At 65.1% G+C, this 18,127-nt stretch carries 12 protein-coding genes, 4 tRNA genes and 2 pseudogenes; 11 read left to right on the top strand and 7 right to left on the bottom strand.

Annotated elements, in window-relative coordinates:
* Positions 1-520: 520 nt before the first annotated feature.
* From ACZY1G_RS27760 to ACZY1G_RS27745, 4 genes are all read right to left on the bottom strand, one after another.
* The gene (locus ACZY1G_RS27760; RefSeq protein WP_463824154.1) at positions 521-2,110 is read right to left on the bottom strand and encodes a pentapeptide repeat-containing protein; all 1,590 of its coding nucleotides are present in this window, start codon (positions 2,108-2,110) and stop codon (positions 521-523) included.
* 362 nt (positions 2,111-2,472) lie between these two features.
* A tRNA-Val gene (locus ACZY1G_RS27755) sits at positions 2,473-2,547 on the bottom strand.
* An 11-nt stretch (positions 2,548-2,558) separates the two neighbouring features.
* Positions 2,559-2,632: transfer RNA gene (locus ACZY1G_RS27750), tRNA-Cys, on the bottom strand.
* A 28-nt stretch (positions 2,633-2,660) separates the two neighbouring features.
* A tRNA-Gly gene (locus tag ACZY1G_RS27745) sits at positions 2,661-2,733 on the bottom strand.
* Between the two features lie 560 nt (positions 2,734-3,293).
* Here ACZY1G_RS27745 and ACZY1G_RS27740 point away from each other — a divergent pair.
* The 7 genes and pseudogenes from ACZY1G_RS27740 to ACZY1G_RS27710 all read left to right on the top strand — a co-directional run bounded on the left by ACZY1G_RS27740 (position 3,294) and on the right by ACZY1G_RS27710 (position 10,117).
* A tRNA-Val gene (locus tag ACZY1G_RS27740) sits at positions 3,294-3,365 on the top strand.
* Between the two features lie 283 nt (positions 3,366-3,648).
* Positions 3,649-4,239 (top strand): annotated as a pseudogene (locus tag ACZY1G_RS27735) (alcohol dehydrogenase catalytic domain-containing protein); the annotation flags it as partial.
* A 32-nt stretch (positions 4,240-4,271) separates the two neighbouring features.
* Complete coding sequence (gene clpB, locus ACZY1G_RS27730; RefSeq protein WP_463824153.1) at positions 4,272-6,896, top strand: ATP-dependent chaperone ClpB; 2,625 nt, start codon at positions 4,272-4,274, stop codon at positions 6,894-6,896.
* A 187-nt stretch (positions 6,897-7,083) separates the two neighbouring features.
* Complete coding sequence (locus tag ACZY1G_RS27725) at positions 7,084-7,497, top strand: S1C family serine protease (protein ID WP_463824152.1); 414 nt, start codon at positions 7,084-7,086, stop codon at positions 7,495-7,497.
* A 223-nt stretch (positions 7,498-7,720) separates the two neighbouring features.
* A complete protein-coding gene (trxA, locus tag ACZY1G_RS27720) occupies positions 7,721-8,176 on the top strand; it encodes a thioredoxin (protein ID WP_463824151.1) in 456 nt (151 codons plus the stop codon).
* Positions 8,173-8,436 carry a UBP-type zinc finger domain-containing protein gene (locus tag ACZY1G_RS27715; RefSeq protein WP_463824150.1) on the top strand — a complete coding sequence of 88 codons (264 nt, stop codon included), beginning with the start codon at positions 8,173-8,175 and terminating at the stop codon, positions 8,434-8,436. The genes trxA and ACZY1G_RS27715 overlap by 4 nt, the downstream gene beginning before the upstream one ends.
* Before the next feature lie 4 nt (positions 8,437-8,440).
* Positions 8,441-10,117, top strand: a complete 1,677-nt coding sequence (locus tag ACZY1G_RS27710) for an FAD-dependent oxidoreductase (RefSeq protein WP_463824148.1) — start codon at positions 8,441-8,443, stop codon at positions 10,115-10,117.
* Between the two features lie 61 nt (positions 10,118-10,178).
* Here ACZY1G_RS27710 and ACZY1G_RS27705 read toward each other — a convergent pair whose 3' ends face one another.
* Positions 10,179-11,450 carry a L,D-transpeptidase gene (locus tag ACZY1G_RS27705; protein ID WP_463824147.1) on the bottom strand — a complete coding sequence of 424 codons (1,272 nt, stop codon included), beginning with the start codon at positions 11,448-11,450 and terminating at the stop codon, positions 10,179-10,181.
* 232 nt (positions 11,451-11,682) lie between these two features.
* On the opposite strand from ACZY1G_RS27705, the pseudogene ACZY1G_RS27700 reads away from it, so the two are divergent.
* The 4 genes and pseudogenes from ACZY1G_RS27700 to ACZY1G_RS27685 form a co-directional block, all read left to right on the top strand.
* Positions 11,683-11,856: pseudogene (locus ACZY1G_RS27700) on the top strand (BatC protein); the annotation flags it as partial.
* A 12-nt stretch (positions 11,857-11,868) separates the two neighbouring features.
* Entirely contained in the window at positions 11,869-13,089 is a 1,221-nt protein-coding gene (locus ACZY1G_RS27695) for a cupin domain-containing protein (protein ID WP_463824146.1), read from the top strand.
* Positions 13,090-13,093: 4 nt separating this feature from the next.
* Entirely contained in the window at positions 13,094-13,990 is an 897-nt protein-coding gene (locus tag ACZY1G_RS27690) for a sucrase ferredoxin (protein WP_463824145.1), read from the top strand.
* A gap of 133 nt (positions 13,991-14,123) precedes the next feature.
* Positions 14,124-14,489: an STAS domain-containing protein gene (locus ACZY1G_RS27685; protein WP_463816645.1), complete on the top strand. Its 366-nt coding sequence runs from the start codon at positions 14,124-14,126 to the stop codon at positions 14,487-14,489.
* Positions 14,490-14,580: 91 nt separating this feature from the next.
* On the opposite strand, the gene ACZY1G_RS27680 is transcribed toward ACZY1G_RS27685, so the two are convergent.
* Both ACZY1G_RS27680 and ACZY1G_RS27675 read right to left on the bottom strand, forming a co-directional pair.
* Positions 14,581-15,375, bottom strand: coding sequence for a SigB/SigF/SigG family RNA polymerase sigma factor (locus tag ACZY1G_RS27680; RefSeq protein WP_463816644.1), 795 nt, complete (start codon positions 15,373-15,375; stop codon positions 14,581-14,583).
* Positions 15,376-15,763: 388 nt separating this feature from the next.
* Positions 15,764-18,079: a putative bifunctional diguanylate cyclase/phosphodiesterase gene (locus tag ACZY1G_RS27675; RefSeq protein WP_463816643.1), complete on the bottom strand. Its 2,316-nt coding sequence runs from the start codon at positions 18,077-18,079 to the stop codon at positions 15,764-15,766.
* Between the last annotated feature and the right edge of the window lie 48 nt (positions 18,080-18,127).

Here is an 18,127-nt window from a genome sequence, read left to right as displayed (position 1 = left end):
CTTCGGCACGAGATTGATCCTTCCAGCAAGGACGAATCCTCACAGGTCAGGAGTCAACCAAACTGGGGGCAGTCCCACCTCTTTGTGGCTCTGCACGACACGGGCCTGCCATTCAGTATCTGGTACGAGCTGGCTCTCGGTGAGACGCTACCTCCCGAAGAACCGCCCGTACCGTCCCACATTTCAGATTTTTGGATTGCGCCGCCGTGGGGTAGGCGGGTTCTCCACTGGAACCGTTCGGCGGGGTGGACTCAATACTTTCCTTACGACAACTGATGCTATTCGGCCCGTGTCGGCCGACACGGCCAAACCATTCACCGGTCGGCGCCAAAGTCAGAGCAGCCTCCCAGCGGCCGTTTTTGGGCGGCTGGCATAGCCAGGCCGGGAGGTAGTGTCTCGGCTGCGCCCGATCAACTATGAATATTTCTGACGCATCACGCCGGCCCATGGAATGCGCGGCTGTCGACCGGTTCGTCGGCCTCGGTCAGCGGATTGAATAACCTTCGCGATGAGCTAAATGTCAATGAATTGAACCGTCTGCGAAGACAGCGTCCTTGAGTGCCATAGCCCTGTCCGTGAAGGTAGCAGTATCGAATAATGTTCCAGGCTCCGCGAAAGTGGCTTTTTTGAAGTGGGTGGCGCCCTTAAAACTGACGTTATCGAAGACGGCCTTTTTCCTGAAACTTGCCTTACTGAAGAGTGCGTCGTGGTCGAATTTAGCGAGTTTGAAGCGGGCGTCGTGCCCAAAAGTAGCGTCTACGAACTGCGCTTTAAGCTTGAAGACGGCACTGCTGAACTTTGCCTCACCTAAAAATACCGTCCCGTTATTGAACCAAGCGGTGCGGATAAAAGTTGCGTTATTAAACACGGCACCGCGGAAGAAGGTCACGCCGCTGAAAACTGCATTTTGAGTGAAGGTGACATTGGTGAATACGGCCGCTTGAGCGAAAGCTGCGTCTCTAAAGAGCGCATTCTGCTTGAATTTGGCGCCTTTGAATACCGCATTGCCTTTGAATTTGCACTCGTTAAAATGAGTTTCGCTGGAAAATGTGACATCCTCGAACTGGGCGTCGCTTATGAAGTTGACTTCTTCAAAGTAAGTGTTGCCGGCGAAGGTAGCGTTGCGAAAGCTCGTGTTGCCGGCGAGGGTGGCGTTGTTGAAGCTGGTGTTTCCCGCGAAGGTTACGTTGTCGAAATTCGCATCTCCGTTGAACGTCGTCGTCTCTAGGGACGCGTCTTCAAAAATCACTCCCGTGAAATCGAAGTTGTGGCTTGACCAGGCAAAATCTGTGTCGCGTCGAACGTGCGCGGCGATGACGCGCATAACCGTTTGGCGCACCTCACGATCGTTCTGTCTGAGCTTTTGGTGGTATGTGGTCTCGCGTCCTGTTTGAACCACCGCAGTTGCGGGTGATCTTGCTGCCGTGACGATCTCGGTGTGGTGACTCCGACCCCAGTCGGGTTCGTATGGCAGGCGAAGATACCCGCAAAGCACATCGATGCACTGTTGCCGACGCCCGTCTGTTGTCGCTTCATCTGCTGCCGACGCCAAGGCATAAACGCCCGCGATTCGCACTGCGGGGTCAGGGTTACCGAGTTGCGCAGTAGCGGCTCCAAAGCGTTCGATGAAGCGCCCTTGCTCGAGGTCGTGCTGGCGGCGATATGCGACTACTAACGCGACCGCGCCACCGACCCCGGCGACCGCAGTCAACGCCGTCTTAAGCGCGTCGATCCGCGTGGGTGGTGCGCCCGCGTCGGCGTGGAGTGTGTGTGTAATTGCGACATAGCCAGCGCCGACCAATAGCAGTCCGAGGGCGACGGCCCCGACCACGGTGGGCAACAGCGCCGACTGCCGTGTGGGCCGCAGCCCGCGTGGCACGTTGGCGCGCAATTGCCTGATGGTCATCACCAGCCATGCAGCAGCACTACCTGCGACGAGCGCTAGTCCGAATCGGGCCCAGGCGCCCCAGCCGGGGGTCAACCAGCGCCATACAGCGTGGCCGACCTCGGCGGTCGTCGGCATGCCCAGTAGCCGCCAGGTCAGCACTCCTGCCAAGGCGGCCGCGATTACAGCACCCGTCAAGTAAATGGTCTTGGAGTGGTCCTCCACCCACCGGAGCGCCGCGGTCTGTTTACTCGTCCCCACCGCGACATTGAAGCAGTCACGTTCATCATCCGGCGGTAGCGCCACAGCAGGCCATATTGCACAAGTCGGTGCATGAACCGAAAGGGACACCGCCCCGCTCGCACGTTCGCAGGTCGGACGTTGTTTTCTGCGTGGCCGACCGGGGCCCGCACAGGCGACAGCCCCGGGATCCCCGACCGAAGGTGCGACATATGAACGAACTGGATCGCAGTCACCGTCCCCCGTGTGGACCGCATGCAAGATTGGTCTGCATTATCTAATTGGGCACGTAATGGGCACAGAAGGAACAACCCCCGGCCGATATCGGGGCTGAGCTGCAAAAACTGTGGTGCGCGATACTGGGATTGAACCAGTGACCTCTTCCGTGTCAGGGAAGCGCTCTCCCGCTGAGCTAATCGCGCCGGGAACCTCTTGGAGGTGGAGACGGGAATCGAACCCGTGTGCACGGCTTTGCAGGCCGTTGCCTCACCACTCGGCCACTCCACCGCTGGGCTTTGATGCCAGTGCACCTTCGAGCGGATGACGGGATTCGAACCCGCGACCCTCACCTTGGCAAGGTGATGCGCTACCAACTGCGCTACATCCGCGTGCCACGGTCAACTTCGTCGCCCGTCGCGATGCACGACGATAGTCCACGCAGTTGGGCGTACACAAATCCCCTCCCGTTCCAGGCGCGTCAGGCGTCAGAACAGGGTGTATCCCTGGCGGGAGGGCGTGAATCCATGGCCGTCGGAGTTGGCGCACCGCATGCCCGAGGGCTCGCTGCCGCAACTCATCCCGCCGCCGGCCTTCGAAACTGGCCGTAGGACAGGGAAGCTGCGCAGCCGAAGGTGGTGTCGCTTGCGCATACGAAAGACGCCGGGCCGGTGGGCCTTGTCGAGATACCTTGGCCGTAGTCGGTGAAGTCCGGGCAATTGGCGGGCCGAGGCAGAGGGGGCCAACCTCGCCCGCGGATGTCGCAGCCGCAATCGCGGCCGCCGTCGTCAACAACAACGTCATTCAGCCCTCCGGAAATGACTGTTACCAGGGCGAAGATAACTGGGAGAACGCTGGGAGGTGCCTGTAACCGCGGGCGTCGAATCCGGCGGATTCTCGGGTCCACCAGCGCCCGTGTTAGTCTTCTGCCCCGTCCGGATCGTCGGATTTCGGTCTCGTAGCTCAGTGGGAGAGCGTCCGCCTCACACGCGGAAGGTCGCTGGTTCGAAACCAGCCGGGACCACCGCATGAAGCGCTGGCCACGCCGAGGGCATGAGCCATCGGGATGTCCCCGAATCGAGGATGTCTCCGGCGGCCCGTCGCGGCGTCGACCGCCGCGTCGGACTGCTCACCCGTCGATCGTGCAGAGCTGCAGTCTGTGCCAGCTCGAGCGCCACCGCCGGAATCGTCGTGTGTCTTGGTGCCCAAACGCCAAATGCTGGTTGACTTTTTCGCCCCACTAGGTCCGTTTTCGGCCACCTCCGTCGGGTATGCGGCGCCGAACATCGACCCGGCTAGGAGGCGCCGTGAAAGCAATGAGTTACCGCGGTCCGTACAAGGTGCGTATCGAGGACAAGGAGATGCCGTCGATCGAGCACCCCAACGATGCGATCGTTCGGGTGGAGCTGGCGGCGATCTGTGGTTCGGATCTGCATCTTTACCACGGCTTGATGCCCGACACCCGGATCGGGCACACCTTCGGACACGAGTTCATCGGAGTGGTGGACAAAGTCGGCCCGTCAGTGCAGAACATCCGGCCTGGTGACCGGGTGATGGTGCCGTTCAACATTTACTGCGGCTCGTGCTATTTCTGCGCCAGAGGCCTCTACTCCAATTGTCACAACGTCAATCCCAACGCCACCGCCGTGGGTGGTATCTACGGCTACTCGCACACCTGCGGTGGGTACGACGGCGCTCAGGCTGAATACGTACGGGTGCCGTTCGCCGACGTCGGCCCGTCCGTGATCCCGGACTGGATGGAGGACGAGGATGCGCTGTTGTGCACCGACGCCTTGTCGACGGGGTATTTCGGCGCTCAGCTCGGGGACATCGCCGAGGGTGACACCGTCATCGTGTTCGGTGCCGGCCCGGTCGGTTTGTACGCAGTTGACCTTGCGCGCTAGGTCGAGCGCCGAGGGAGGACATTGCTGTGGACATCAACAAGCTGACGCAGAAGTCGCAGGAGGCTCTGGCGCAAGCGCAGAGCATCGCGACCCGGATGGGTCATGTCGAGGTCGACGGCGAACATCTGTTGATGGCGCTGATCGACCAGCCCGAAGGTCTCGTACCGCGGTTGCTGGACCAGGCGGGAGCCGACACCGCGGCTCTGCGCGCAGATCTCGAGAGCGAGTTGAATCGGCGGCCGAAGGTGAGCGGACCGGGCGTCACGCCGGGTCAGGTGTCCGTCACTCGACGACTGGCCGCGCTGTTGGAGACCGCAGAGCGAGAAGCCAAGCGGCTCAAAGACGAATACGTATCGGTCGAGCATCTCGTGATCGCCCTCGCCGAAGAGGGGACGGCCACCGCCGCCGGGCGTGTCCTCGCCACCAACGGTGTGACGCGAGACTCGTTCCTGAGCGCGCTGACCAAGGTGCGCGGCAACCAGCGGGTCACATCCGCGACGCCGGAGGGCGCGTACGAGGCGCTCGAGAAGTACGGTCGCGACCTCGTCGCCGACGGGCGTGCGGGGAAACTCGATCCGGTGATCGGCCGGGACGCCGAGATCCGCAGGGTGATCCAGATCCTGAGCCGCAAAACCAAGAACAACCCGGTCTTGATCGGCGACCCCGGCGTGGGCAAGACGGCGATCGTCGAGGGGCTGGCCCAGCGGATCGTGCGCGGCGACGTCCCTGAGGGCCTGCGGGACAAAACCATCTTCTCCCTCGACATGGGTTCCCTGGTGGCCGGCGCGAAATACCGAGGCGAGTTCGAGGAACGACTCCAGGCGGTCCTCCAGGAGGTGAAGGCAGGCGCGGGCCGAATCCTGCTGTTCGTCGACGAGTTGCACACCGTCGTCGGCGCCGGTGCGGCAGAAGGCTCCCTGGACGCCGGCAACATGCTCAAGCCGTTGCTTGCCCGCGGTGAGCTGCACATGATCGGCGCCACCACCCTCGACGAGTACCGCAAACACATCGAAAACGATGCCGCGTTGGAGCGCCGGTTCCAGACGGTGCTGGTCGACGAACCCGACGTCGAGGACACCATCTCGATCCTGCGTGGCCTGCGTGAACGCCTGGAGGTGTTCCACGGCGTGCGGATTCAGGACGGCGCATTGGTGGCGGCGGCCACCCTGTCACACCGCTACATCACCGACCGCTTCCTGCCCGACAAGGCGATCGACCTGGTCGACGAGGCGTGCGCGCGGCTGCGGACCGAAATCGATTCCATGCCTGCGGAGTTGGACGAGATCACCCGACGGGTGACCCGGCTCGAGATAGAGGAGGTCTCGCTCGCGAAGGAAACCGATCCCGCGAGCAAGGCGCGCCTGCAGGAGCTGCGGAAAGAGCTTGCCGATCTACGGGCAGAAGCCGACGCCCGCCACGCGCAATGGGATGCCGAACGGCAGGCCATCAAGCGGGTGCAGGAGCTGCGCGGACAGCTCGAGCAGGTGCGGCACGAGGCCGAAGAAGCCGAACGCAATTACGACCTCAACCGCGCGGCCGAGTTGCGCTACGGCCAGATCGCCGAACTGGAACGCAAACTGAGGGCCGCCGAGGACCAGCTGCGCTCCAAGCAAGGGGACAAGCCGCTGCTGCGCGAGGTCGTCACCGAGGACGAAATCGCCGAAATAGTCGCCGCCTGGACCGGTATACCGGTCGCGCGGCTACAGGAGGGGGAACGGGAGAAGCTTTTGCGCCTCGATGAAATTCTGCATGAGCGGGTGATCGGCCAGGACGAGGCCGTCCAGCTGGTCGCCGATGCGGTGATCCGGGCGCGCTCCGGGATACGGGACCCGCGCCGCCCGATCGGATCATTCGTCTTCCTCGGCCCCACCGGGGTCGGGAAGACCGAACTCGCCAAGACGTTGGCCGCCGCGCTCTTCGACAGCGAGGACAACATCGTGCGCTTGGACATGAGTGAATATCAGGAGCGGCACACGGTGAGCCGGTTGGTCGGCGCGCCGCCGGGATACGTCGGGTACGACGAGGGTGGTCAACTCACCGAGGCCGTGCGCCGAAAGCCCTACTCGGTCGTGCTCTTCGACGAGATCGAGAAGGCGCATCCCGATGTGTTCAACACACTTCTCCAAGTGCTCGACGACGGCCGGCTCACCGATGCGCAGGGACGCCAGGTCAACTTCCGCAACACCGTGGTCATCATGACCTCGAACATCGGATCGCACCACCTCCTCGACGGCGTCACTCCGCACGGCGAGATCAAGCCGGACGCCCGGGAGCAGGTGATGGCCGAGTTGCGCGCACACTTCCGGCCCGAGTTCCTCAACCGCGTCGACGATGTCGTGCTGTTCACCCCGCTGTCCATGCCGCAGATCGAACGGATCGTCGAGCTGCAGTTGGGTGAACTGCACGATCGTTTGGCGGACAGGCAAATCGAGCTCGACATCGCCGCGGACGCCCGCCGACTCATCGCCGAACACGGCTACGACCCGGTGTACGGCGCCCGGCCACTGCGTCGCTACATCGCTCATGAGGTCGAGACCAAGATCGGACGGGCCTTGCTGCGCGGCGATATCGCCGCCGGCGGAATCGTCCACGTCACCGTCGAGAACGGCGAACTCGCCGTTGTCTATTCGGAGCCGGCCCTGGCGGCCTGACAGCGTGCGATGAAAGAGGCGTCGTGTCGGCCCCGGCTTTGGGATGCAGAGGTTTTCGCACCAACGGTCGGTGCTTGCCGCCGGAGAGGTCGGTCGCTACGCACCTGTGCCTGAGGAGACTGACGCTGCCATCTCGCCGGGTAACTCCGGAGGTGCGGTTCTGGACGCTTAGGGAGACATCGTCGGGATGAGCGTCGCCTACATTCCTCCGGCGTCGGGTGCAGTCGCCCTCGGGTTCGCTATGCCGGCCGCCACCGTCGTCGACGTCGCCGATCAACTGTTGGCCACCGGGACCGCCCATCACGCCTACATCGGTATCCAACCCGTCACCCTGACCCCGGAAATCGCACGGCAGCTTGGACTCAACGGCATCAGTGGTGTGGTCGCACTGCAGGTCGCGGAACTGAGTCCGGCGGCGGAGGCAGGCATCCAACCGGGCGACATCACCAGTCTCAACGGTCAGAAGACCGATACTGCAGAAGAGCTCATCGCCGAACTTCGCAAGACCAAACCGGGTGACCGGGTGCAGCTGACCGTGCTCCGCGGCGCGGACGCCCACCAGATGACAGTCATGGTCGCCGAGCGCGGGGCCACCGGCTGAGCCCAGCTCTGGGCCGCCGGAACATCAGCGCGCACATTACGTCCCGGAAGGTCTGTCTGAGTGGCCTTCTTTCGCTCTCGCGGGTCGATGCACCGATCTGATCCGGTTGGCAGAGTTGGCTCACGCGTCAACGGATCGGTGAAATGGAGCAAAGCGTGGGCAACAGCACACTGGCCGTGGGCTATTCGAATCTGGGCCTGGGCGGCTTGACGGAGGACGCGTCATGGAAGCAGAGATAGTGACATGCCCGCACTGCGGAAAACGCAATCGGGTAGCGGCTGTCGCTGAGGGCAAGCCCCGGTGCGCGAACTGCCACCAGTGGCTGCCGTGGCTCGTCACGGCCGGCGACGCGGACTTCAGCGAGATCGTCGACACGTCCCCGGTGCCGGTGCTGGTCGATCTGTGGGCGACGTGGTGTGGGCCGTGCCGCATGGTCAGTCCGGCGCTGGAGCAGCTCGCCACCGAACGTGCCGGTCAACTCAAACTGGTCAAAGTCGACGTGGACAAGGCGTCGGCGACTTCGCAACGGTTCACGGTGCAGGCGGTGCCCACACTGTTACTCCTCGACCATGGGCGTGTGCTGGGGCGGCAGTCGGGCGCCGGTCCCGTTGCCGTGCTGCGCAATTGGCTCGACGACGTACTGACGTCCGGCAACGCGAAGGAGGAGGCTCGATCATGACATCCGTTGACATCGATCCGCACGTCACGGCGATTCGCCAGGTGCGCCCACACACGAACGGCTGCGAGGAATGCCTGCGACTCGGCACGCCGTGGGTGCATCTCCGGTTGTGCCTGACATGCGGGCATGTCGGTTGTTGCGACTCGTCACCGATGCGCCACGCCAGGGCGCACGCACACACGGTCGGCCACCCGATCGTCCAGTCGATGGAACCGGGACCGACGTGGCGTTGGTGCTATGTCCACGAGAACTATGTCTGAGGCCATGATCGACCAACGGACACCGACGCCGCTGGCGGAAACCACCGACATGTACGGCGCGTACCCGCGACTGTCCGACGATGACATCGCGACCCTCGAGTTGGGCGGCGCCCGGCGCGCCGTCGACTCGGGCGATACGCTGGTCCGCGAGGGTGAGCGCTCCGACTACTTCTTCGTCATCCTGTCCGGCAAGGTCGCCGTGACCACCACCGACGACTCGGGCGATCAACGTGTGATCCGGGTGCACGGTCCGCGCCGATTCCTCGGCGAACTGGGCGATCTCGAGGGCCAAGCCGCGTTCTACACCGCCGCAGTGGTGGAACCCGGCGAGGTTCTGGTGGTGCCGACGGAGCGGGTGCGCGCATTGGTCGCCCAAGATCCGGTGCTCAGCGACATCATTCTGCGGGCCTTCCTGACCCGGCGCACCCTGCTCATCGAAGAGGGCACCGGCTTCTGGATCATCGGGTCCTGTTATTCGCCCGACACCACCCGCCTGCGGGAATTCGCCGCCCGAAACAGGTTGCCGCACCGGTGGCTTGATCTCGAACAGGACAAGAAGGCGGAGCGTCTGCTGCTGCGGTTCGGGATCGCGCCGCAGGACACCCCGGTCGTGATCTGGGGTGAGGACGTCCTTCGCAACCCGCCGAACAGTGAACTCGCACGAAGGGTCGGTCTCCCGGTTCCTGATGTCATCCATGACGAACGGGACCTCATCATCGTCGGTGCGGGCCCCGGGGGGCTGGCGGCAGCGGTCTATGGATCGTCGGACGGGCTCACCACCGCCGCTGCCGAAGCGACCGCCACGGGAGGCCAGGCCGGCACATCGTCGAGGATCGAGAACTATCTCGGATTTCCCAGCGGGCTGTGCGGCGCCGAGCTGGCCGAACGGGCCATGATCCAGGCCGAGAAGTTCGGTGCGAATCTGATGATCTCGGCGGAGGCGCGGCGTCTCGAATCCGACAACGGTCAGCACCGCGTCTGGCTGGGCGACGGCTCGGTCGTGGTCGGCAGGGCCGTGATCCTGGCAACCGGAGCCCGGTATCGTAAGCTCGCCGTGCCGGGAATCGAGAGATTCGAGGGAAGCGGGGTCTACTACGCCGCGACGTTCCAGGAAGCCCTGCTGTGCGGCGCCGGCCCGGTGGTGGTCGTGGGAGGAGGGAACTCCGCAGGCCAGGCCGCAGTGTTCCTGGCATCGAGGGTGTTTCGCGTCTACGTACTCATCCGCGGAGACGACGTCGCCAAGGACATGTCCCGCTACCTCGTCGACCAGATCGAACACCATCCGCGGATCACCGTGTGCCTGCATACCGAGGTCCGCGAGGTGGAAGGCCGTAAACAGATCGAAACCGTTGTCGCCGAGGACAACCGGTCAGGCGACCGGCAACGCATCGACACCACAGCGCTTTTCGTCTTTATCGGCGCTGCCCCCAACACCGCGTGGCTAGAGGGGGCGGTGTCGCTCGATGACCATGGCTTCATCGCCACCGGGACCGCGGCATTGCACGGAAGCGAGGATGGAGCAGTGCTGCGCATCGACCGTGAACCGATGATGCTCGAAACCAGTCGGCCTGGAATTTTCGCCGCTGGTGACGTGCGCAGTGGGTCGGTGAAGAGGGTGGCGTCGGCAGTGGGAGAGGGATCGATAGCCGTCCGGCAGGTCGAGCAGTATCTGATGATCTGACCACGTGGCACACCTGCGAAATGTCGACGGCACGGCGGAGATTGGGCACGGCAGCCGGCCGCTACTGCTTGAGCGCGCTGCCCTTCACCCATTCGGCCCACGGCAGCGTCCAGTCGCCGTTCTGATCGAGGCGCAGCGGCGGCCCGCCGGTGTTGCGCACCTCGACCACATCGCCCGGTTGGGAGAACGAGTAGAACCACTGCGCGTTGTCGCTGTTGAGGTTCAGGCAGCCGTGGCTGGTGTCGGTGTTGCCCTGCGCCCACACCGTCGAATTGAGCTGATGGAGGTAGATCCCGTCGGAGCTGATCTTCGTCGCCCACGGGATGGTCTCGCGATAGCCCAGCCGGCTGTTGACCGGCAGCCCGAACGTCGAGGAGTCCATGATCACCGGGTTGGCCTTGTCGATCACCGTGTAGACCCCGGGCGGCGTCCAGAACGACAGCGTGTTCCCGCCGATGGTCTCCGTACCGCCCATCCCCATCGACGTCGGCATCGTGCGCACCAATTTGCCGTTGTCGAACACACTCACCTGCTTGGTGGTGTCGTCGGCGATCGAGACGTGCGCGTCGCCGATCACGAAGCTCACCTTCTGGTCCTCGGCGCCGTACAGGTCGTCGCCCAGCTCGTCGCCGTAGATGTCGGCCTCGACGCTGACCTTGGTGCCCGGCGCGTAGTAGCGCTGCGGACGCCAGTGCGCGGTCTGGTCGTCGACCCAGTACCAGCTGCCCTGTACGGGCGGATCGGTGCGGACCCGCAGCTGCCGTTCGGCGGCCGCCTTGTCGACGCTCTCGTCGAAGTGCGCCACGATCACCATCCCCACCCCGTAGGTGCCACCGTCCTGGATCGGCGCGTAGCCAGGCGTGTTCAGGTACACCGACGTCTGCTCGCTGGGGTCGACCGTGCTGAAGCTCGACGTCTGCCGGGTCGGCATGCCGCCGGGGCCGTGCCCGCTGATCGTCATCGTGTAGGTGCGGCCGTAGCCGAGCTGCACCGTCGGCTTCCACGCCTTCGCATCGGGGGTCAGTACCCCCGGGATCTCTTTGTCCGCGTCGTTGACCATCGTGACGCTGTCCAGCGTCCCGCTGACGGCAGCAACGAGCACCCGGGCATCGGGCTTGACGTCCTCGGCTCCGGCGCCGGGCGTCACGATCAGACGTGCCGGTTCGGTCGGCGACGGGGGAGCGGGCGGGGCGAACGCGGAGGAACTGCCGGCGGCCAGAGCCTGACATCCGTCACTGCAGCGCTGCGAGCTCGACGAGACGATGCCGAACGCGGCGACCACCGCGAGCAGAGTTGCCAGACAGGCAATGCGGGCACGACGATCAGACCTCAAGCGTTCTCCAGTGTTTATCGGCGAATGGCCGGGCGATCCCACGTCGGATCGATGGCCCGATCCTACTGCGCCACCGACGCTTTGCGCGCAGCGCGCCCCGATCGTTACCCCGTGTGCCGCGCTCTGTGATCTCCGGTGCCCGACCGCTGTGTTTGGTTCCTGATCAGGGCGGGCACCTCTGCCTCGCGCGGTAGGCTGCGGCTCATCGCAGCGGCGCGGAAAGGTGACGACAATGGCACTCGATGACGACGACATCACCACAGAATCCGGCGGCGAAGGGCCCGCTGACGGCGGCTCGAATCCCGGCGGTCACGACGGCGGCGCTGACGGCACCGCGGGCGGCGAAGGTCCGGCTGACGGCGGCTCGAATCCCGGCGGCCATGACGGCGGCGCGGACGGCACCGCCTAGGACGTTTGCGTGCTGACTCGCTGCGTAGCAGTCGACACCGACGTCTTCGCGGCGCAGTACTGGGGGCGACGCCCCCTTCTGAGTCGGTCCGACGCGCTACCCCGTGACTTCACCGACCTGCTGTCTCCGGCAGCGGTCGACGAGCTGATCACCAGTCGCGGGGTACGCGCGCCGTTCCTTCGAATGGCCAAAGAAGGCTCTCTGCTAGGGCGGGAGTGTTACGTCGACGCCGCGGGTTTCGGCGCTGAAATGCCCGACCAGGCGGACTCCGGCCGTGTCCTCGGGCAACTCGCGGCCGGCGCCACCCTGGTGTTACAGGGACTGCACCGGCTGTGGCCCCCTCTGATCGACTTCGTCCGCGATGCCGTCGACGATCTCGGTCATCCCGTTCAGGCCAACGCGTACATCACCCCGCCCGGCAATCGCGGTTTCGACGCTCACTACGACGTTCACGATGTGTTCGTGCTGCAGGTCAGCGGCGCCAAGCGCTGGATCGTCCACGAGCCCGTCCACCCCGATCCACTGCCCAGCCAACCCTGGACCGACCACCGCGACGCGATCTCCGCGCGCGTGACCGAAGCCGCGGTGATCGATACGACGCTGACCGCTGGGGACGCGCTGTACCTGCCCCGGGGCTGGCTGCATTCCGCCATTTCCGAGGACGCCACGTCGATTCACCTGACGATCGGGGTGTCCGCGACGACGGGTGTCGACGTGCTGCGGGCCTTGGTTGACACCCTGGCCGACACGGCCGAGTTCCGGGCGTCGCTTCCGATGGGCCTCGACCCTGCCGATCCCGCCGAGACCGCCGCGTTGGCCGCCAAGATGTTGGCCGCGCTGACCGCCGCCGCCGGCGACCGCACCGAGGAACTGGGCGAGGCGATCGCGGCCCGGTTGGCCCGCCGTCACGCCGATCGGACCCGGCCGGTGGCTGTCGCTCCGCTGGCGACACTCGACGCTCTGCGCGCCGCAGACACCACCCGGGTGCGGTGGCGCTGCGGGCTGTGGGCGACGGCCGTCGAGGCCGACGGGCGGGTCCGGCTGCGGCTGCCTGACCGCACGATGTCGTTCCCCGCGTTCTGCCGACCGGCGCTGGAAGCTCTGCTCTCCGGAATGGTGCTGGATGCGAATACGCTGCCCGGACTCGACGCCCACGACGGGACGGTGCTGCTGCGCAGACTTCTGCGCGAGGCCGTCGTCGCCGTAGTACGTGTTGACGGCGCCGACTGACCCGATGGCTCAAGCCAAACGCATGCCCTGCAGCGACCAGTCTGTGCTGCGCGGAGACTCCATGTACGGCACGGCGAGTGCCGGCCACGTCTGGGCCCTGCTGGAGCTCAGCGGGGGTTGGGGCCCGTCGGCCTTCCTGAACTCGCCGTCGATCATCGACCCCGACCTCGGCCGCGCCGTGGCCCGGCGTTTCGAGGCGGCAGGTATGCGCGTCGCCGCAATCCGGCGACCGGGCCGCCGTGTCACGCCGCCGCGGTGGCGCTGGTATCTGGCATTCGCGGACGAGGGTACGGAGGCGCTCTATCAGGGTGAGGTGGCAGACCCGGCCGGCTACCTGGATATCGCGCTCGACGGCAGTGATGGGACGCGCTGCACCGAGCCCGTCGTCGTCGTGTGCGCGCACGGCCGACACGACCAGTGCTGCGCCGTGCGTGGCCGCGGTGCGGTTGCTGCGATCGCCGCCCGGCATCCAGAGATCACTTGGGAGTGTTCGCATCTCGGGGGAGACCGGTTCGCGGCGACGATGCTGGTGCTGCCCGAGGGCCTGTGCTATGGCCGTATCGACGCCACCGACGCCGCCGGTCTCATCGACAGGTACTTCGCCGGCACCCTCGACAACCGGTTTCTTCGTGGCCGCACGTCACTGCCCCATGCCGTGCAGGCCGCACAGTACTTCGCCCGAGAAACCTTCGGAGAAGAGCGCATCCACGCGCTCTCACCGCTGTCGGTCGACCATCAGGACGCCTCCATCCGAGTGGTACTCGACGGGGCAGCAGGACCGATCGAGGTGGTGTTGATCGAGCACATGTCCGAGCCGCTCATCTCGATGTGTCGGTCCACGGTCGCCGGTCGGGTCCGCACGTTCGCGCTCGGATCGATCGGGACCATCGGTTCTCGGTGACGTGCACCGGAAGTCTGTAAACGCGTATACACTGATCATGACGCGCCCCATCGTTTTGGTTCAGACTCAGCAGCCCGTGAGACGCAGCGTTTTTGATCAGCGATCGGGAGTCGATATGTCGTCCATTACGTCCATGCCTGACCCGTCAGACGCGTCGTCTCCGTGCATCGTCACCGATTCCTGGCACGACACGGTTGTCGTCATCCGCTGTGTCGGTGACCTCGACATGCTCACCATCGGTGCGCTCGACCGTCAGATCGACACAGCCCTGAAGAAGAAACCGTCGGCGATGATCATCGACCTCGGTGCGGTGGACTTCCTGGCCTCGGTCGGGATGGGGCTGCTGGTCGATGCGCACGAACGGTGCGGCGACGCAACGCAATTCGTGGTGGTTGCCGACGGTCCGGCGACCAGCAGGCCGATGCGGATGATCGGCCTGGCCGAGCTGTTCGCGCTGCACGCCACTCTCGAGAGCGCGTTCGACGCCGTCAAACGCTGACAGCACCGCCAAACGACCTGACACGCAACTGAATTTGTCGTGAAACAGCAGTGACCTGCTGCCGCGTTCGCGGCAGCAGGTCACTGGTCTGTCAGCTGGCCTTCTCGCGGATGGTCGACAGGGCGCGTGCGAGCAGTCGCGACACGTGCATCTGGGACACGCCGATCTCGTCGGCGATCTGCGATTGCGTCTTGTTGTCGAAGAACCGCATCTTCAGCACGAGGCGGTCCCGTTCCGGCAGCGCCGCGATGAGCGGACGCACCGTGTGGATGTCGACGACTTTCTCCAGGTTGGCGTCTGGCCCACCGAGGGTTTCCATCATCGTCAGCCCGTCACCTGCTGAGGTGATCTCCTGCTCCGTCGAGCGGGTCGAGTATGCGTCGGCAGCTATCAGCCCTTCGATGACCTGTTCACGGTCGAGCCCGAGATACTCGGCCAACTCGCTGGGTGACGGTGCGCGATTGAGCTCCTGAGTCAGCTCCGCTCGCGCGTTCTTCAGTCGGATGTTGAGTTCCTTGAGTCGGCGCGGGACCTTCAACGCCCATCCGTGGTCGCGGAAGTAGCGGCGCACTTCGCCCATCATCGTCGGCACGGCGAAGGCGAGGAAGTCGTCAGCTGTGTCGATGTCGAAGCGATTCACCGCATTGAGCAAGCCGACACGGGCCACCTGGACCAGATCGTCGTGTGTTTCACCGCGCCCACGGAATCGGCGGGCGATGTGGTCGGCCAGCGGCAGGCAGCGTTGGATGATCGCCTCGCGGCGGCGCTCGTAGACAGCAGAGCCCTTGTCGAGCAGGGCCAGCTCTCGGAACATGTCGGCGACGTCGGCGTAACCGCCGGAATTGGTTCTACGGTGTGGAGCAATTGGCTTTTCGAGAGTAGGCATGAGAAACCACGCCTTTCCTTTATGACGGGACGCGTCCGATATCCGGGGACGTACAGACAACTCGCTGGCTTCTTCAGGCGAATTGGGAACGGTCGGAGACCGGCGTCAGGTCTTGCGGACCGCCGGCAAGCGATTGGCATAGGACCAATAGGTCACGCCGGATTCTCGACATGCGCTTACTGCGGTTAAATACGTCACCGCTGTGCCAGTTTGCTTCCGGCGGGTCTTGCTGCGGTGACATCACACGTTTAGCACGTACGTACGACAATACGGTGCAAAAAGAGAAGCGCAAGCCTATTCGTCTGAGAAAGTCCGCTGAAAAACCGGCCCCGCAGTTCAGGGCGTTATGGCGGTGTCGGGGCTCACCTGCTCCGGGTGGCCCGGCGCGTCAGGCGTGCGTGCCCGAGGTGGCTCTGACCGCGATGTCAGCCGCTCCGGCCGGCCTGCCGAACAGATAGCCCTGGCCGATGTCGCAGGCGTGTTGCCGCACCCACTCAGCGGTCTGCTCGTCCTCGATTCCCTCGGCGACGACGGTGATGCCCAAGTCGTGCGTCAAGTCGATCACCGCGCGGACCACAGCTGCCGCCCGGGTGTCGGTCGTGACAGGCGCGACGAAGTGACGGTCGAGCTTCACCTCGTCGATCGGGAGGTCGCGCAGATACGACAGCGACGAGTAACCGCTGCCGAAGTCGTCGATCGCCACGCGGATGCCGCGGGCGCGCAGCCGACCCAACACCGCGGTCACCGTCTTCATGTCACTGAGCACCACGTCTTCGGTGATCTCGACCGTCAGCAGATCCGTGTCCAGCCCGCGGCTGTCCAGCGCTTCGCAGAACAGTTCGGGCAGATCGGTCTCACGCAGACACGGCGCGAACAGGTTGACCGCGACCGGCATACTCAGCCCCTTGGCGTGCCAGCGCGCCGCATCGTCGAGGGCGAGGTCCACCACGATCCGGGTCACTCGCTGGATCAGCCCGCGCTCGCGAACCAGGCCGATGAACGCGTCGGGCAACAGAGTGCCCAACCGGGGATGGGGCCACCGCAGCAGCGCCTCCACCCCGACCATCTCGCCGGTCACCAGGGAGATCTTGGGTTGGTAGACGACTCCGAGGCCGTTGTGGTCGATGGCGTTGCGTAGCTCGCCCAGCAGCTGCAGCTCAGCGGCGCCGCCGGTGCCTTTGCGCCGCTCGGCCAACTGTTCTGCCAGGTCACCGTCAGCGGCCATCATGTCGGCCGTGAACGAGTGCACGTCACGCGACCGGGCGCGCTTGGCCGCCTGCATGGCGACGACCGCGCGCCGTTGCACGGTGTCGGCCACCAGATCGGGTTCGGTCATGGACGCGACCGTGACGCCGATGCTGGGCCGCAGCAGGATGTCCTGCCCGTCCACACTGAACGGAATGTCGAACGCGGCGCTGACCTTCTGGGCCACCTCGTCCGACGCGTCGTAGGGCCCTTCGAGGAGGATCGCGAACTCGTCGCCGGCGATGCGGGCCACGGTGTCGCCGGGGCGCACCGTGTCAGACAGCCGTTGCCCCACATCGACGAGCAACCTGTCGGCGGCATCGTGGCCGAGGTTCTCGTTGATCAGGCGGAAATCGTCGAGGTCGAGAGCGAGCACCGCGACAGAGCGGTCGATGCGCGCCCGCAGCATCATCGCGTGCGCCAGCCGCTCGCCGAACATCGTCGGATTCGCCAATCCTGTCAGCGGGTCCTGGAGCGCGTGGTCCGCGGCGGCCTGCACCAGCCGACGGTTCTCCCACGCCGCCACGGACTGCCGAATGCACACCGCCGTGACCAGGGCCGGCACCAAAAACCGCTCGAGGCCGGACAAGAGGATCGCCGGCCCGATCGTTCCGGCCAGCAGCAGGGGCACGAAGGGTAGCCACACAGACGCCTTCGACGGCGACGGCAGGCCGGGCGCGCGAGGGGTCGGCGCTGCACTGCTGATCACCGCCGCCGCGGCGAACAGTGCCGCTGCCCCCGCCCACGCCGCATCGATCAGATCGCCGGACTGGTAGCGGTCCTGGGCCACCAGACCGGCGTAGGCACTGTCGGCGATCGCCATCACCGTGATGGCTGCGGTGAGCAGGCTGATCGAGACGCGTTGACCGCCGGTGGAGCGCATCAGCGTCACCACGGCAATCGTCAGCATCACGATGTCGGCCGCAGGGTAGAGGAACGCCACGACGACGGCGGTCCGGTCGTCGCGGTACGCGTCGTAGACGTCGTTCAGCACCAGGATCCACGCCAGGAGAAACAGACACAGAGTGACGGTGACGCTGTCGAGCACGATGCGCAGTCGTGACTGCTGGATGGGCTCGGCGACGAACTGGGTCATCGCGACGGTCGCCAAACCTGCGAACACGAGATAGAAGCCGTCGGCGACCGAGGGGACGGGCACCTCCTGGCGCAGGATCACCTCGTAGACGAACCAGATCGCGTCGCCCACTGTCCAGGCGGACAGGGCCGCCGCCATCAGGCCCCACGCCCGTCGAAGCCGCCCGGACGCATACCGGGCGGCAAATCCCGCGCACACGGTGGCATAGGTCAGCAGCGCCAGGTTGATGAGATCGTCGGCGATGCGCGCGTCCGGCGCGGCCTGCCCCATGACCTGCCCCATGACAAGGAGCGCCGTGAGGACGAGAACCCCCGCCACCGGCGCGATGACCAGCGCGATCACCCGCCGGGGGAACCGGCCCATGTCCACAACGCTCCCATACTGCTAACTATCTCGTGCCCGACGTGCTTT

The sequence above is a fragment of the Mycobacterium sp. IDUB_5 genome (assembly GCF_055419565.1).
Note: the sequence above shows the minus strand (reverse complement) of the source record. Positions and strands in the feature narration are given on the sequence as shown.

What these genes read in the sequence shown, in the direction of transcription:
- ACZY1G_RS27725 (WP_463824152.1), top strand. Translation starts at nt 7,084, where the DNA reads ATGAGCGTCGCCTACATTCCTCCGGCGTCGGGTGCAGTCGCCCTCGGG.
- trxA (WP_463824151.1), top strand. Translation starts at nt 7,721, where the DNA reads ATGGAAGCAGAGATAGTGACATGCCCGCACTGCGGAAAACGCAATCGG.
- ACZY1G_RS27715 (WP_463824150.1), top strand. Translation starts at nt 8,173, where the DNA reads ATGACATCCGTTGACATCGATCCGCACGTCACGGCGATTCGCCAGGTG.
- ACZY1G_RS27710 (WP_463824148.1), top strand. Translation starts at nt 8,441, where the DNA reads ATGATCGACCAACGGACACCGACGCCGCTGGCGGAAACCACCGACATG.
- ACZY1G_RS27690 (WP_463824145.1), top strand. Translation starts at nt 13,094, where the DNA reads ATGGCTCAAGCCAAACGCATGCCCTGCAGCGACCAGTCTGTGCTGCGC.
- ACZY1G_RS27685 (WP_463816645.1), top strand. Translation starts at nt 14,124, where the DNA reads ATGCCTGACCCGTCAGACGCGTCGTCTCCGTGCATCGTCACCGATTCC.
- ACZY1G_RS27680 (WP_463816644.1), bottom strand. Translation starts at nt 15,375, where the DNA reads ATGCCTACTCTCGAAAAGCCAATTGCTCCACACCGTAGAACCAATTCC.
- ACZY1G_RS27675 (WP_463816643.1), bottom strand. Translation starts at nt 18,079, where the DNA reads ATGGGCCGGTTCCCCCGGCGGGTGATCGCGCTGGTCATCGCGCCGGTG.